This is a genomic window from Collinsella sp. AM23-17 (assembly GCF_003470945.1).
Taxonomy (GTDB): domain Bacteria; phylum Actinomycetota; class Coriobacteriia; order Coriobacteriales; family Coriobacteriaceae; genus Collinsella; species Collinsella aerofaciens_O.
Genome location: NZ_QRHU01000009.1, coordinates 1 through 15,781, shown reverse-complemented (window position 1 = coordinate 15,781; position 15,781 = coordinate 1). Strand labels below are relative to the sequence as shown.

General features: G+C 59.3%; 13 protein-coding genes. 5 read left to right on the top strand and 8 right to left on the bottom strand.

Annotation, left to right across the window (positions count from 1 at the left end; genetic code table 11):
* Positions 1–64: 64 nt before the first annotated feature.
* Genes DW645_RS04510 through DW645_RS04500 form a run of 3 tightly spaced genes read right to left on the bottom strand, consistent with a single transcriptional unit; the run spans position 65 to position 4,143 of the window.
* Positions 65–508: an aconitase X swivel domain-containing protein gene (locus tag DW645_RS04510; protein ID WP_118226498.1), complete on the bottom strand. Its 444-nt coding sequence runs from the start codon at positions 506–508 to the stop codon at positions 65–67.
* A gap of 14 nt (positions 509–522) precedes the next feature.
* Complete coding sequence (locus DW645_RS04505) at positions 523–1,800, bottom strand: aconitase X (RefSeq protein WP_118226496.1); 1,278 nt, start codon at positions 1,798–1,800, stop codon at positions 523–525.
* Between the two features lie 21 nt (positions 1,801–1,821).
* Positions 1,822–4,143, bottom strand: a complete 2,322-nt coding sequence (locus DW645_RS04500) for an NAD(P)/FAD-dependent oxidoreductase (protein WP_199576428.1) — start codon at positions 4,141–4,143, stop codon at positions 1,822–1,824.
* 224 nt (positions 4,144–4,367) lie between these two features.
* Here DW645_RS04500 and DW645_RS04495 point away from each other — a divergent pair, with 224 nt between their 5' ends.
* The 3 genes from DW645_RS04495 (at position 4,368) to DW645_RS04485 (ending at position 6,744) form a co-directional block, all read left to right on the top strand.
* Positions 4,368–4,811: an FxLYD domain-containing protein gene (locus DW645_RS04495; RefSeq protein ID WP_117862326.1), complete on the top strand. Its 444-nt coding sequence runs from the start codon at positions 4,368–4,370 to the stop codon at positions 4,809–4,811.
* A 32-nt stretch (positions 4,812–4,843) separates the two neighbouring features.
* Complete coding sequence (locus tag DW645_RS04490; RefSeq protein ID WP_118226494.1) at positions 4,844–5,266, top strand: XRE family transcriptional regulator; 423 nt, start codon at positions 4,844–4,846, stop codon at positions 5,264–5,266.
* Positions 5,267–5,364: 98 nt separating this feature from the next.
* The gene (locus DW645_RS04485; protein ID WP_158568682.1) at positions 5,365–6,744 is read left to right on the top strand and encodes a protein kinase; all 1,380 of its coding nucleotides are present in this window, start codon (positions 5,365–5,367) and stop codon (positions 6,742–6,744) included.
* 37 nt (positions 6,745–6,781) lie between these two features.
* Here DW645_RS04485 and DW645_RS04480 read toward each other — a convergent pair whose 3' ends face one another.
* Positions 6,782–7,915, bottom strand: a complete 1,134-nt coding sequence (locus DW645_RS04480) for a glucosaminidase domain-containing protein (protein ID WP_117655310.1) — start codon at positions 7,913–7,915, stop codon at positions 6,782–6,784.
* Between the two features lie 394 nt (positions 7,916–8,309).
* On the opposite strand from DW645_RS04480, the gene DW645_RS04475 reads away from it, so the two are divergent.
* Together DW645_RS04475 and DW645_RS04470 are read left to right on the top strand one after the other, a co-directional pair.
* On the top strand, positions 8,310–9,566 hold the full coding sequence (locus DW645_RS04475; protein WP_117629769.1) for an ATP-grasp domain-containing protein: 1,257 nt from the start codon (positions 8,310–8,312) through the stop codon (positions 9,564–9,566).
* Between the two features lie 84 nt (positions 9,567–9,650).
* Positions 9,651–10,397 carry an aspartate/glutamate racemase family protein gene (locus tag DW645_RS04470; protein ID WP_233540245.1) on the top strand — a complete coding sequence of 249 codons (747 nt, stop codon included), beginning with the start codon at positions 9,651–9,653 and terminating at the stop codon, positions 10,395–10,397.
* Positions 10,398–10,522: 125 nt separating this feature from the next.
* On the opposite strand, the gene DW645_RS04465 is transcribed toward DW645_RS04470, so the two are convergent.
* The 4 genes from DW645_RS04465 to DW645_RS04450 form a co-directional block, all read right to left on the bottom strand.
* Positions 10,523–11,269, bottom strand: a complete 747-nt coding sequence (locus DW645_RS04465; RefSeq protein ID WP_117790633.1) for an energy-coupling factor transporter transmembrane protein EcfT — start codon at positions 11,267–11,269, stop codon at positions 10,523–10,525.
* Positions 11,262–13,013, bottom strand: a complete 1,752-nt coding sequence (locus DW645_RS04460; RefSeq protein WP_117790632.1) for an ABC transporter ATP-binding protein — start codon at positions 13,011–13,013, stop codon at positions 11,262–11,264. Before DW645_RS04460 ends, DW645_RS04465 begins: the two co-directional genes overlap by 8 nt.
* A 212-nt stretch (positions 13,014–13,225) precedes the next feature.
* The gene (locus tag DW645_RS04455; RefSeq protein ID WP_117635404.1) at positions 13,226–13,798 is read right to left on the bottom strand and encodes a hypothetical protein; all 573 of its coding nucleotides are present in this window, start codon (positions 13,796–13,798) and stop codon (positions 13,226–13,228) included.
* A gap of 411 nt (positions 13,799–14,209) precedes the next feature.
* A complete protein-coding gene (locus DW645_RS04450) occupies positions 14,210–15,748 on the bottom strand; it encodes a C69 family dipeptidase (RefSeq protein WP_158568680.1) in 1,539 nt (512 codons plus the stop codon).
* Positions 15,749–15,781 lie beyond the last annotated feature (33 nt).

Below are 15,781 nucleotides of genomic sequence, written 5' to 3'. Positions count from 1 at the left end.
TCCGCACCGCGCGCGGGAAACGGCGAAACACGTTGTTCATCTGCGGGCGGCGGGTCGGATAGCCTTAGCCGACGATGACCGTGCCGTCTTCGGCCACGGTGATGGCGTCGCCCGTCGACACGGCATCGAGAAACTCATCGCCTAGGTTGTCAATGGTGGGCATGGGGGTGTCGGTCCACACACCCGAGAGGATCGCGCCAGCGGCGGCAAGGCTGTCAATGGGTTTGGAAAACAGCAGGCATGCGGGTTGGCGGCCCATTTTGGTGGCGCAGAAGAGCACCATGCCGCCTGTGGTGGAGCCGATGGTTTGCGGTAGGCACAGGGCACATCCTGCTAAAGGTTTGCCGTACAAGTCGGGATTGTTTTGGTCGGAACACGTGGCCTTTTTGTCACCAAACATCAGTGCCTTCTGAAACGATGCGAGTGTGTTGAGCCCTCCGCGAGAGACAAGTGCCTTGGCGTGGGCAGTTCCGGGGACAACGACGCGGCCGTGAAAGATTTTTTCCATGAGGAGTCGCCTTCCTATTTGATCGGTTTTCCGGTGGTGACGTAGGCGAGCACCTCGTCGTCGGTGTAGTAGCGCGATGCCGAGTACGTACGCAACTTGTTGGAGTTGGTGATGATGGGCATGCTGCCGCACAGCGGGTTGTTGGTGTACATAAGCGGGCAGATGCTCGAGACGACGGTGCCGGTAGTCGAGAGGCGTCTGTATGCCACGGTCTTGCGGAAGGCGTCTGCCACGGATGGGGCGGCGGTCAGCACGGTGGGTACTTGCACGCGGCAGTTGCCGGAGGCGCACAGTCCATCGCAGATGGCGTCTGCCCAGTGGGCGAGTTGTGCAGACGAGAGGTGAGGGCAGCCGATGAAGGCCAGCTTGGGGCGCGCACCCGGGTTCTTCCACATTATGGGGTAGCTTGAGCGGATGCGTTCCAGCTCGGCGTCGTCAATGCGATAGATTTGGGCGTCTGGTGCTATGAGCTGTTCGCCTTGCTCGACGGCTTCGGGCGTGATGCCGTCCACGTGGTAGAGCCCGACAGCGCCGTTCGATGCGCTGGCGGCGCCCATGTCCTTAAGGTAGTCCTGCGTGTCGGGCGTGAGTTCGCGGCCAAGCCAACGGTCGAGGCCTTTAATGTAGGGGACGTCTTCCATCACCTTCATGCCAATGGCGCTGCCAAGTACTTGCGCTTCGGGCTTGCGTTTACAGTCGACTTCGATGATCCAGGTCGCCTTGCGGCCCTCGTCGGTGAGCAGGCCGAATTCCGGGACAAAGCCGGCGATTGAGCCGAACATCTCGATGATGCCGGAGTTGCGATTGCAGCGGGCGCCCAACACAGAGTTGGCAAAGACCACGGCGCTGCTTTCTGCCCAGCTTAGGATGTCGCCACGCCGAGGTCGATTGCCAACTTCGGGCTGGTAGCAGGTGCAGGTGAAAGCATCGCTGTCCAATAGACCCATGCTGCGCAGCTGTGCCTCATAATCGCCTTGTTTGGAATACATAATCTTGAACAGCAGCTTTTGCAGCGGGTTGGCCGGGACGGCGGGGTCGAGGGGCCTCGGGTCGACCGAGAACGACTGACCGGACAGGGCACCGTCTTCCAACAGCTCATCCATAAGGTCATAGACTGGACCGAGCATGGAGAGGCCAAAACTTGTGACAAGATGACCGTTTGCGCCGGTCACGGGAACCATACGCTCGGCACCAAAGCACTCGCCGTACATAACGAGGGTCTTGACCACTTTGGCCATGGCGGGGCCCTTGGCGCCGTTGAGCAGGGCTTGTTGTTGGGAGGTCAGGTTCATCTGTGAGCCCATCCTTTCGTGTTAGATATTGGTGCCGAGTCGGTATGCCGCGCGGACCGCTTCGAGCACACGGCCGGGTGCAAACCCATCGCCGATGTTATGCAGATCGTCTGCGGCATGCGTCTGCTGCAGCTTGTAGAACAGTGCGTCGTCGGGATGTCCGCCGCAGGCAATGATTACCAGGTCGCAGGTTAGCTCGAGCGGCTTCCAGTCGTTGCCGATTTTGGGTGCAAGCGGGTTTTCGACGTTCTCGGGCAAGATCGGTGACCACGAGATGTAGGGGTCGGGAACGTTTTTGTGGCAGTTGCGACTCAGGTGGAGACGCGCGCACCTCGCTGGGGCTCCAGACTCGCGTTTGCCGCCGACCTCCGCGTGCTCGACGCGTGTCATATTGAGGAGCCGCACATTGCGTCCCCTGAGCGCATGGAGTAGGTGGCCACGATTTGCCGTGCAGGCGCCCTGCATCATGTGAGGCAGCATTTCAATTACGCTGACCTGTGGTATGCCGTGTTCGACGGTGAGCCACTGGGCAACCTCGCAGCCCACGGCCCCTCCGCCAATGATGGCGACGGTTTTGGCGTTGCCAAGCAGCGCGGGTTGGCGCAGTAGCTGCGTTGCCTGCACGGCATGGCCCGATGCTGCAAGCTCCGTAAGGCCGGGGATGGGCGGTATCGCATTGGAAGTGCCTGTCGCGCACACGATTGCGTCGAAGCCTGCTTTTGCAAGATCTTCGGCGCGTGCCGCCCGTCCAAGCTCGATTGTCAGGTTCCCGTTGGGTTTTTCTGCCTGCTCGCGCACCTGTCGAACAAGATATGATCGGTAGTTATCGAGGTCGAACTTAATCCGGGCGGCGCTGGCGGAGAGGAGTTTTCCTCCAAGTTCATCTTCGGCGTCGATGAGCTTTACGTCGTGGCCACGACGCGCGGCGATTAACGCGCAGACCATCCCGGCGGGTCCGGCTCCTATCACCGCTATGCGTTTGGGTTCTATGGCGGGAGCGGGTGTCTGGGGCATGAGGTATTCAAAGCTGCAGCGTGGATTGACGGCGCACTGCGGGTGGCCCCCTTCGACAAACTCGTTGAGGCATCCTTCCTGGCATCCGATGCAGGGTCGAATATCTGCCACGCGACCGGCGTACGCCTTGTTGGGCCACTCGGGATCCGCAAGCAGCGGGCGTCCGAGCATGATCATATCGGCGTCGCCATTGCGAAGGGCGCGTTCGGCAATGTCGGGGTAGCCCAACTTACCCACCGCGACAACGGGTATGGGAAGGCCGGCATTGGAGTGGATATTGTCGGCGGCAAAGCGCTCCCGAACGGCGCGCGCCACGGGAACGAAGCAGCCTGCGGGCATGCTTGCAGGCGGGTGGGGCATCCACCAGTTGTCATAGCAACCCAGGTCGACGTCGAAGATGTCTACTCCCGCCGCCACGAGCTCTTCCATATAACACAGGGTCTGTTCGACTGTGCGGCCGCCGCGCATGCGTCCCAGATAGGTCGAATTCATGACCTGCTCGTCATAGGTTTCCTCGAGTGCAAGCGAAAGGTCGATGCGGTACATGATGGGGTAGTCGGGCCCAACGCGGCGACGGATTTCTTTGACCATATCGAGGCCAAATTGACGCCAATCGGCATAACGTCCGAGCTTGCGATGGTTAAAGGCGGGGTTTCCGAGCTGCTCGATAAGATAGCCTTCGTGCCCGTGCAAATAGACGCCATCGATGCCCATGGCATGGGCATCGGCCGCCGCTTGGCCGATATTGTTTACGATACGGCGCAGCTTTTGGTCCGAGAGGCGCATGCATGGAATGGCGGGGATGTAGTAGTTAGGCAAGAAACTCGCCGAGACCGGAAACTTCTTTTGCGTGATGAGACATTGCGGATTGCCCACGCGGCCGAGTCCAGCCGTAAGCTGGACAAAAATGCGCGATCCGAAGGCATGGACACCTTGGGCAAGGTCGCGCCAGCCTGCCATAACGGTTCGGCTTCGATCGATGCGCGGGAAATAGGTGAGCTTGTCCAGTTCGGTAACCGTGGTATCGATGCCGTGGCTTACCGGCACGAGTCCTGTTGTGATGAGGCCGCAGCCGCCTTTGGCGCGGGCGAAAAAGTACTGCAGCATCATGTCACTGGGGCGGCCAGTTTCCTCGCACATGTCGATATTGCCCATCGGTGCCATGACAATGCGGTTTTTGACGGTGAGTTTGTTAATTGTGATGGGAGAGAAGAGCTTGTCAAAAGGATAGAGCTCTTGTGTCATGCGGGACGATCCGCAACCGGAATTTTTGGCGGGCCAGCTGTCGAATGAGTCGACGAGTTGCTGCACCAGTACGTCTTTTCCCAATGAGGTTCCTTTCAGATGTTGACAAGGTAACAAAGCAGTTTACGTCTAAATGTTTAATAGTCAACAACAAAGGCATGAGTTCGGTGAAGGAAAAAAAGGACTCAATGAGTGTCAGATGGCAAACTATGTTGCGACATTAGCTCCCAGCTAATGAATTTGAGTTCGCTGCCTCCTACGATGTGCTGTGTGCCGGCACGGTAGCCGGATTGTAGGAAGGATGAATAATGGCAAAAGAGGGAAAGAAGCCGATCGGCAAGATTGTCCTAGGCATCATCGTGGTGCTGGTTATCGTCGGTGCCGTGGGCTCTATGGGTGGCAATTCAACCGATTCGTCTGCGAGCGATTCGGCAAAACCTGCCGAGGCGACACAGCAGGCTGAGGAGCAAAAAGAACCGCAAGAACCGTATACCATTGCTGACGAGGCTGAAGACACCTCCAATCAGTTTGCCTATAAGATCACGGGCACGCTGACCAATAACACGGACAAGGAAAAGAGCTACATTCAGATTGAGTATGTTCTGTATGATGCCGATGGCAACCAGGTTGGAACGGCTCTTGCAAACACCAATCATCTGAAGGCGGGCGGTTCCTGGAAGTTCGAGGCGCTGGGTACGGTGTCTCCCGACCAGGTTGCTAGCTGGGAGCGTTCGGACGTAAGCGGTTTCTAGCATGTTGCATGCACTGGGGGAGGTGAAGTCGTATGCCCGATAAAAAGCTGACTGAGGAGTTGCTCAATGAGCTTCTCGATGCACCGAACATCGATGACTATATCAGGGAGCACGACTTTGCCGCCCCGTCGCTTTCGGACTACCTGAAGCAGCTGCTGCAGGAAAAGGCCTTGGAGCGTTCGCGCGTGGTGCGTATGGCCGACCTCAACGAGACCTTTGGCTATCAGATCTTTACTGGTTCGCGCAATCCGAGTCGCAATAAGGTGCTGCAGATTGCCTTTGCGATGGCGCTGACGCTCAAAGAGGCCAACCGTGCACTGACGGCTGCCGGGGTAAGCGTCCTTAACTGCAAGGATCGCCGTGATGCGATTATCATCTTTTGCATCGATCGCGGGTGCAGCCTCCAAAAGGTCAACGAGGAGCTGTATCGCTTTGGCGAGGAGACGGTGAGTTAGCGGCTGATATCTGAGCCGGCGGAGCTGCCGAACAACGATGCAAACGAACGGGGCGCGGATGCCATGGGGTGTCTGCGCCCTGCGCTATGATGGAGGCTATGGATACTCAGACCACAACATATTCCGATGACGAGCTGACCGCAGCGCTTGCCGAACATCTGGCGTCGCTCGATCGCGACGACAGCTATCGCGTGGAGTGTGTACTTAAGCGCTCGTCCGTTGAAACAACCGAGCTCGTGTACTTTGAAGGAACCGGTGGTGGTTCTCTCGGCCCCTTTGTCCGTAAACGCATCGATGCCTCGGCTCAAATCGGCGGGGCATACGAGCGTCTGTTTGCCGCTCAGCGGGCGGGCAGGCGTTTTGAGCACCTGCCCAGAATCGTCGATTGCCGTCGTGTGGGCGACGAGCTTAACGTGGTTATGGAATATATCGAAGGTGAGACGCTCGGGGTGCTGGTGGACCGTCTGGGAGCCACCCCCGATTATGCATGTGAATTGTATCCTGCCCTTTGCGACGCCGTGGGCGAGCTCCATGCCGGTTTTGCAATGGCGGGGGAGACGTCGGCGCCGGTGATCCATCGCGACCTCAAGCCATCGAATATCATCGTGACAGGTGCGAGCCGTACGCTCGATGAGGGCCTGACGTTTTCATCGCTGGTGATTATCGACTTGGGGATCGCGCGCGTATGGCGCGATGGCGCCGATGCCGACACCGTCAAGTTTGGCACGCGACCCTATGCGCCGCCCGAGCAGTATGGGTTTGGGCAGACGAGTGTGCGCAGCGACGTCTACGCACTTGGCGCCCTGTTGTTCTTCTGCTTGACGGGAATCGACCCTAAACCAGGGCTCGACATGCGCGAGCAATGCGAGGCGCGTGGCATTCCCACTCCACTTGCCGATGTCATCTGCATGTCGATGGCGCTCGACCCGGCTAAGCGTTTTGCGAGTGCGGAAGCGTTGGGACGGGCTACGCGCGCGGCATACGATCTGAGTCGCCCCGTGCGGCCTCCTGCGCCTGCGCCTGTCCGTACTCCGGCCTCGGAGACGGTGTTGACGCCCCAAGGGCTCCAGAACCCCGCAGGGCTTCCTAGGCCTGCCGCCTCCGCTGCATGCGGTCTGCTCTCTCGCGTTCCGGAGTCTCTGGGGCGCATTTGGAATACGCTTGTCTGCTTCTCGCTACTTGTGTTCTTTGCCGGAAGTCACTTTGCCGTCTTTCACCCCACGGGAGCAAACCAAGGCTACCCGACGTGGCTTCTCATAATCGAGTATTTTTTCTTTGTCGATGGCCTTATGGTGCTTATGCATTTTGCGCTGCTCGATAAGCGCCGTCTTCGTCGGCGATTCGTACTGCTCGACAGCTATCGCGGCAAGAAACTCGCGAAACTCTGGCTCAAGGCATTGGGTGTGCTGCTCCTATGCATGATCGTCATAGTCGCGGTTGCCAATGCGACCGGCGTCGTCGATACCTCCGCTACCTAAAAGAAAAGGGCCCCATTGGGGCCCTTTGCAGTTGCACCTAGATGCGGTTCATCTGAGCGGCGACTTTGTTGTACCAGTCCTGCCACGTGGGCGGGCAGTACTTTTTGGCCGCTGCCGGGGTAAGGGTGGAGCCGTAGTTGGCGCCCAGATAGGCAACGTGAGCGGAGATGCCCTCGCTCCAGCTGCCAAAGCTGCGCCAACCGCCGCCACGGGCACTCCAGCCCCAGGCGTTGTAAGAATTGGCGCAATAAGCACCCTTGGTGCTCTCGATGCAGGCGATGGCGGGGGACCAACGGGGGTCGACACCGGTATTCCAAGCGGCGACGGCAAAGTTATAGCCCTGGCCTGCCATGGGGGAGCCGGCGAGATAATTGTCGATGCGGCTCGTCCACTCATTAATGAACGAATCGTAATCGGAACTACCGGTATTGGAGTTGTTCACCGTGGTGTCTATGGTGGTGTTGGTGTTGGTGGCCTGGCTGCTGGAATTGCCGCCGCTTACGCCCTCGCCCGAGAGCTTCTCGGCGGCAGCGGCCTTATCGGCCTCAAGCTTGGCAAGCTCGGCGGCATTTTCCTGCTCGGCTTTTGCCTGTGCCTCGCTGCGGAGCTGCTGGGCCTGCGCCAGCGCATCCTCGGCGTTTTTCTGCTCTGCCTCAAGCTGTGACTTGGCCTGCTGGAGCTCGGCCTTGTTCTGCTCGAGTTCGGTTTGCATATTATTGAGCTCTTCGATCTCGTTGACGCTCGAGCTCGTGATCTGGTTGGTGTATTTGCAGGTCGTGATGAACTCACCCAGGCTCTGCGCATTGACCAGGAAGCTCACGATGGGATTGGTGCCCTTCTGATACTTGTACAGATCGCGCATGGCGGAGCTTGCCTTGGCCTGCTGCTCGGGAAGCTTAGCCTCGATTTCCTCGATGCTTGCCTCGTTGGAGTCAATCTGCTTTTGCAGGTCATCGAGTTTGGTGCGGGCGTCGTTGTAGGCGCTCGTGGCGGCTTCGATCTTCTGCTGGGCTGCGGAAAGCTGGTCCTGCGTTGCCTGCGAGGCGGCATACGCCGCAACGGGGGAGAGCATCGGCGTGGCCGTCAGCGCAACGGCGAGCGCGGCGCTCGTGATGATACGAGCCGGCTTCGACGCGATGAGCGCTGCGGTGCGATGATTCGAATGCTGCATCCAGTCCCTCTGCAATCAATCGTAGGTTATGGTTCGAACGGTATTCTACTACTGCTTTCGACCTCAACTTGAACCTTAAAGGTTCCAAAGGGTCAAGTTGAACTTGAGGCTTTGGCTTTGACCTGCAGTTATGATGAATTGTTGAGAAACCATAGAGTTCAACTTTAACGTTACGGGGGCCTGTTTGCGGACGGGCTTTCGGTCGTGAAAGCTATCTCAACAGGGGGTTTGCGGCTACAAGGCCCCATCGCGGTGAGTGCGGCTTTATGCTGGACGATCACGTCGATTGCCATAGATACGGTGGAGCTTTGGGCGCCGGCGGCTTGGCACGCTAGAATAAATCAGTTGCGCAAAGACCGCCCGTTGTGTGGGCAGTTCATGATAGGAAGTTTCCATGGCATTGCAGTTTACAGAGCGCGAGTTCATTCCCGTGCTGCTCGGAGGCGACATCAACGCCTATTCGGTGGCGCGCGCCTTCTATGAGGAGTACCAGGTCAAGAGTCTGGTCTTTGGCAAGTACCAGACGGGTCCCGCTTACCGCAGCCAGATTATCGACTACACGCCCAACGTGGATATCGACACCATGCCCGTGATGCTCAAAACCGTCAACGGCATTGCCCAAGCGCATGCCGACAAGACGATTGTCCTTGTGGGCTGTGGCGATAACTATGTTGCCCTCGTGGCTCAGGCCAAGGATGCCCATGAGCTGGCGGATAACATCGTCGCGCCTTACGCTCCCTACAGCATGCTTGAGCAGTGTCAGAAGAAGGAGATCTTCTACGAGCTGTGCGAGAAGCACGGCGTGCCCTATCCGCATACCTTTACCTTCACCATGGCGATGCTGAATGCCCAAGGCGAGGCACCTGCCGAAGTGCTCGACCAGATCGATTTTCCTTACCCGATGATCCTGAAGCCTTCCGACGGCATCATGTGGTGGCAGCACGAGTTCGAGGGCCAGAAAAAGGCCTATGAGATTGCCGACCGTGCCGAGCTGGAACAGGTCATTCGCGACTCGTATGCCAGCGGCTACACCGACGACCTGATCTTGCAGGATCGCGTGCCCGGCAACGACGAGTATATGCGCGTGCTCACCAGCTATTCCGACCGCAACGGCAAGGTCCGCATGATGTGCCTGGGCCACGTGCTGCTCGAGGAGCATCAGCCTCACGGTGTCGGCAACCACGCCTGTATCATCACCGAGCCCAATGACGAGCTCATGGGCGGCGTGCGCAAGTTGCTCGAGGACCTTCACTTTGTGGGTTATTCCAACTTTGACGTTAAGTACGACGAGCGCGACGGCTCGTTTAAGTTCTTCGATTTCAACACGCGCCAAGGTCGCAGCAACTACTACGTCACTAACAGCGGCTTTAACGTTGCCAAGTATGTGGTGGACGAGTATGTGTTCAACCGCCCGTTTGAGCCGGAGTTTGTGACGGCGCAGGACGAGGCGCTGTGGATGGTCGTCCCCATGGGCGTCGTCGACAAGTACGTCAAGGATCCCGAGCTGCGCGCTAAGGTGCATCGCCTGGACAAGGAAGGCAAGGGCGCCGACCCTTCGTTTATGAAGGGCGACTTTGTCTTTAACCGCTGGCTGCGCATGTGGCACACCAAGCTGCGCCACTTTAAGCTGTTCAAGACGTATTACAAGTAGATGAGTGCGGCGCCCGTCCGGTTTACATCGGGCGGGCGCGGGTATGATACGCGCAATTGCGCAAGCGTCACCAAGGAGGCGGCGATGGAAAAGCTGGGAGTTATCGGCGGCATGGGCGCCGAGGCCACGTCGTATTACTACGACCAGGTAGTGCGTCATACGGCTGCTGCCTGCGATCAGGATCATATCGACATGGTGGTGCTCTCCAAGTCGACCATGCCCGACCGCACGCTGGCCATTAAGACTGGCGAGCACGCCAAGCTGCTGGCGACCATGAAAGAGTGTGCCCAGGCACTCGAGTCGCTGGGCTGTGCGCACATTGCCATTCCCTGCAACACGTCACACTACTTCTACGACCAGATCCAGTCGTTTACGAAGGTGCCGATTATCCACATGCCGCGTGAGTCGGTGCGCTATGCCCTTGCGGGTGCGGTGATGGGGGAGTGCGAGTTCGACCCCAACCTGAGTATGCCGGCCGAGCCGGTGCACAAGATTGGCATCATGGGCACCGACGGAACCGTGGGCGCGGGCGTCTACGGCCGCGAATGCGAGGCTGCGGGTGTTGAGGTCGTCTATCCCAGCGAGAAACGTCAGAACGATGTGATGTCGCTTATCTACGATGATGTGAAAGCCGGACGTGAGCCCGATATGGATAAGTTCGACCGCGTGATGTGGGAGTTCGCCCGTAGCGGCTGCGACCGTGTCATTCTGGCCTGCACCGAGCTATCGGTGCTGCAGAAGTATCGAGAGATGCCCGAGATCACCCTCGATGCCATGGATGTCCTGGTGCGCGAATCCATCATCCGCAGCGGCGCCCCCTACCGCCTCTAGCTTCCGACCTGTCAAAAAGGGACAGGTTAATTTTGGTAGGTTTTATCTGGTGAAACAGTAAAGGCCTCGGCTCGTTTGGTGCGAGCCGAGGCCTTTTGCGTTGGGCGGTTGCTGCCGGTGGCGAACTAGAACAGGAAGCCGATGGCGATGAGGGCGATGCTGACGATGAGCACGGCGATGTCCAAGCCCTTGATGGGGTAGCGCTTGTACGAGCTGGCGCGTGTACGCAGATAGAAGCCGCGCTGTTCTGCCGCCAAGGCTGTGGCATCGGTCTTGCCCACGCTCGAGATGAGCAGTGGCACGCACAACGGCAGCATGAGCTTAAGCTTCTTGATGGGGTTCTTGGTGTCGTACTCGACGCCGCGTGCGGTCTGCGCTTCCATGATGGCGTTCATCTCCTGACCAAACACCGGCACAAAGCGTAGCGCCGTGGTAAAGGTGAAGGCATAGCGATACGGCACGTGCAACACATCGACGCAGGCGTTGGCAAGGTCGTTGAGCTTGGTCACCATGAGCATGAGGATGAGTGGTAACGCCACGCCCAGCAGGCGCAGGCAGGCCTTCGATCCCGTGATGAGGCCCGTGTCGGTGATAAAGCCCCACACCACGTTGCCATCGCGCATAAAGGCTAGCTGGAGCACCAGCATGATAAGCGCGAGCGGAATCAGCAACTTGAGCAACGAGAACAGACGGTCGACGACGCCGGCATAGGCACCCAGCGCAAGGGTGAGTGCCAAAAAGCCCAGCAGCGCCACGTAGGTGTCGGACAAGAAGATGCCGACGATGATGGCGGCGGCGAGGCCCAGTTTGACGACGGGGTTCAAACGATGCAGTAGCGTATCGCCCGGCATGTAGTCGATGACGTTAACCACGGTGGACCATCTCCTTGGTAATTCGAACGACATCGGTGACCTCGCTCACCTGCGCAAAGACGGGAGAGACGGAGGATGCCAGACGATGAGAAAGCTCTATGACCTGAGGTGGCTCAACGTAGGCTTGCTGCATGAGCTCGATGTTCGAGAACAGCTCGTGCGTGCGGCCGCGCTCGAGGATGCGGCCGTCGGCCATCACCACGATGCGCTCGGCAAAGTCGGATACGACTTCCATGTCGTGGCAGACCATGATGACGGCGCAGCCGCGCTCGGCCATGGTGCGCACGGTTTCCATGACAATCATGCACTCACGGTAGTCAAGGCCGCTCGTGGGCTCGTCGAGCACCACGATTTTGGGCTCTACGACCACGACGGAGGCGAGTGCCACCATCTGGCGCTGACCGCGCGAGAGCGAGAAGGGCGCCTCGTCGGCCGGCAAGCCAAAGCGATCGACGACGAGCTGGGCGCGACGCAGCGCCTCGGCACGGTCGATGCCGGCAAGCTCCAGGCCAAAGGCGACCTCGTCGAGCACGGTGTCCTTGCAGATCTGGCGGTCGGGGTTTTGGAAGAGGGTTGCGACTTCGCGGGCGATGCGGCTCGTGGGAACGGCTGCGGTATCCAGTCCCGTGACGCGCACGCTGCCCGAGGCGGGCTTAAGCAGGCCCGTGAGCAGCTTGGTGAGCGTGGTCTTGCCGGCACCGTTCTGGCCGACGATGCCCACGAGCTCGCCGGGATAGAGCGTCAGGTTGAGGTCGTGTACGGCGGCGCCGCCATTGGGATAGGCAAACTCAACATGGTCGAAGGTGAGTACGGGTTCGGCGTCCTTGGCATGAGGGCGCAACGACGGTGCATGCGGGGAGCCGGCGGGCGCCTGGGTTTCGCTGGCCGCGCGTGCGGGGTCGACGATGCCCGAAATCAGGCGCTCGGCCTCATCGACATCCAAGCAAGGGGTACCGCTTACCAGGCCATCGGCCTCGAGGCTATTGAAGATACGCGTGACGCGAGGGCAGTCGACGCCGATGGCACGGAGCTCGTCGGTATGCGCGAAGACCTCGTGTGGTTCGCCCTGCAGCGCGATTTCGCCATGGTTGAGCACGAGCACGCGGTTGCAGTACTCCGAGAGCAGGGCGACCTTTTGCTCAACGACGACGATGGTGATTCCAAGTGCGCGGTTTGCCTCACGCAGCGTCTCGAAGACCAGCGTGGAGCTGGCAGGGTCGAGTGCCGCGGTGGGCTCGTCGAGAACCAAGACGCGCGGACGCATAGCGAGAATGGCGGCGATGGCTACCTTTTGCTTCTGTCCGCCCGAGAGGGTGGCAATCTCGCGGTCGCGCAGGTCGCTGATGCCGACGGTCTCGAGCGTTTCGCTCACGCGCTGCTCGATCTGGTCATGGGGGACGCCAAAGTTCTCGAGGCCAAAGAGCATCTCGTCCTCGACGACCGAGGCGACCATTTGCGTGTCGATATCCTGCAGCACGCTGCCGACGATTTGCGACACGTCGGTCAACGAGACCTCGCAGGTGTCGTGGCCGTCAACCATGACGGACCCAAAGAACGTGCCGGTGTAGTGGTGGGGCACGGCGCCCGACAGGCAGGCGGCAAGCGTGGACTTGCCGGCGCCCGAGGGCCCGATGATGCCGATGAAATCTCCCTTGTTCACGCTGAGTGAGATGTGGCTGAGCGCCTGCTCGGTCTGCGTGCCATAGGAGAACGAGACATCGTCGACGTTGATGATCGTTTCCATGGATACCTTTCATAGTCATCGGGGACGTTCTTTAATGACTAGTCGTTTAAGAACGTCCCCAAGAGCTAGTTGTTTGGGACAGTCTTTGTTGGTGGAGTGCGGAGACGGCTTTACGAGGGGCCCCAGGTTGGCGCGAAAGAGGAGCGAAGCGTACTTGGGTACGCGAGCGACGAATGAACGCCAAGATGGGGTGGCTCATAAAGCCGAGCGGGTTAGTTGAGCTTCAGGGCCTTCTGAATGGGCAGATAGAGGGCGCCGACCAGAATGGCGTTAAAGACGGCGGTCATGGCGACGACGGGCAGCATAGCGGCGGCGAGCTCGCCGACCACGCCAAGCATGGCCATCTTGATAACCATGAAGATGACGCCGGAGACAAAGGTGGTCACGAAGGTAGCGACGATGGCGACGGCAGGCTTGACCTGACCGTTCTTGCCGGCGGCGTTGACGATGCCGGCCATGAGCATGGCGGCGATGCCCTCGGCGGCAAAATCGACGAACGGCGAAGTGGTGGTGATCTGGATCACGGCAGCCGAGATGAGGCCAATGACGAGCGCCTGGCCGATGTTGGGGCGAACGACCAGGATGGTGAGGCAGAAGGCCGAGATGATGAACTCGGGGCTGATCATGCCGCCCGAGATGCCCGAGATTGCCTTGCCGACGGTGAAGTTGAGGATGAAGCCGGCGGCGAGCAGGATGGCGAGCAGGACGAGGGCGCGGACATCGAGTTTGCCACGGTCGGCGGTCTGGACGGTGCGGGGCTGGGTGGCGGTGGTGTTCTGAGACATGGTGAAAATCCTTTCGGAAGGGGATTGCAAGAGAAAAGCGGAGGCGCGTGATGCGAATGCGATCGGGCTCGAGATAGAAAAAGGCCCCCGGTCGAAACCGGAGGCCTTCCAATCACCTAGAGCGCAAAAACAGGCGTGAGGGACTCACTGTCGACCGATCGTATTCGCATCACGCCACCACCAGTTGTTGAGAGATTTCATCGTGTTCTTCATGTTGGTGGCTCCTTTCGTGATGCCGTGGCGCGGTCGCACCTAGTTGCTGTTGCGCTGCACTATAGCACAGCGAAGTGTGTGCGGGGAAATCTTTTTTAAAAAGATTTCAGGCGGGTTTCCCGTGGGTTTCCCGTCGGCCAAAAAGGCGGGTTAAGCGGGCGAGGCTGCCATTGCTGCCTCGCCCGCTCAGCTAAGACGTTACTCCTTATTGCGACGGTAGAGGAAGTAACCGCCTGCGGAGATGACGGCAACGCCAGCGATGGCGAATGCGGCCACCATGCGGCCATCAAAACGATCGCCAGTGGTGGGCAGGCCGCCCTTGGTGTTCGTCTTGTTGGTGGTTACTGTGGTCGTGGTGTCGGACTTGCCAGGCTTCTCGGGCTTGGTGGTGGGCTGCTCGGGCTTAGCGGGCTGCTCGGGCTTAGCGGGCTGCTCGGGGGTACCGGGCTGCTCAGGAGTACCAGGCTGCTCGGGGGTGCCAGGCTGATCCGGGGTTACCGGGTCGGTGGCAAGAGCGTCCTTGGCGTAGGTGATGGACACCTTGAGGCCGTTGGTCTCGGTGTTCAGGTCGCTCGGGGTGAAGGGCGTGCTGAAATCCTCAGCCTTCAGATAAGCGCGCATCTCCTGGAGCAGGGCCTTGCACTTGACGTAGGTGTTCTCAGTGGCAGCCTTGCCGGCCTTGTTTGCCAGGGCGGTGCGGCCCTCAGTGGTGGTCTCGGCCTGCATAGCAGCATCGACCTCAAGGTTCTGTTCGATGAGCTCGTTCTGGAGAGCGTCGAGGTAGGCGCGAACGCCGGTGCCGAGCTGCTCGCGGTGCTCGTAGCAGAGGGAACTAATGTCCATGAGGACGTAGTTGATGGAGTTCTCGGGCTCCTCGTTGTTCACGATGTCCGTCTCTTCGCAGTGATCGTAGGAGACATCCTGATTGCTGAAGTAGGGGCTGACCTCGGTGAGCAGTGCAGAGTACAGAGGAATAGCGACGGAGTAGGCGGCGCGGGAGAGCATCTCCCACTGAATGGTCGCGATCTCGGGGTCCATGTCCTGACGGATCTGGAAGAGGTTGGTCTCGGTGCTTCTTTCGGTGCCGATGGCGTAGACACCGTCGGTGTTGGCGTTGAGGCCGGGGACATTTTCGCCGCGGTTGCCAAATGCACGGATCATCTCAAAGGTGTTCCAGTCGGACTTGCCGGGCTGGAAGAACAGGGGCTGGATCTCGCTGACCATGGCCCCGATTTGGTCGGGGCCTTTTTTCGGTTTAACCGTGACGATGTCGTAATCCGCGCCCTTGGTCAACGGGGCCATGAAGTAATCGCGGCCCTGGACATAGCGAGTCCACTGATGAACGCCGGAATCGGCGACGCTTTTGCCATAGGTCTTGGCAACGTCGAACTTGCCGTCGGTGTACTCGGCGAAGCCATTTTTCTCGGGCATGGTCTGGATGCCCTCGGAGTGGAGGCAGTTCTCGGTGTCATCAAGGTTGACATCGTAATTGAGTCCGCCGATGTTGGGGTTGAGTGAGGCGACGTCATCGGCGAGCTTCATGGCGATCCACTGGTGGCCGGAAAGTGCGGCAAACAGCCAAGTCTCGTTGCTGTCGGCGATGATAATCTGATCGTTGCCGTTGGCGCCCTGCTCGTCGATGATCTTGCCGAGGAGCTCGACACCCTCACGTGCTTTGGCACTTTCGCCTAAGATAACGCTGCCGTAGCTATACTCGCCCTTGAATGGCAACTTCATCCGAACACTTCCCACATTCATCCGTACATGTAC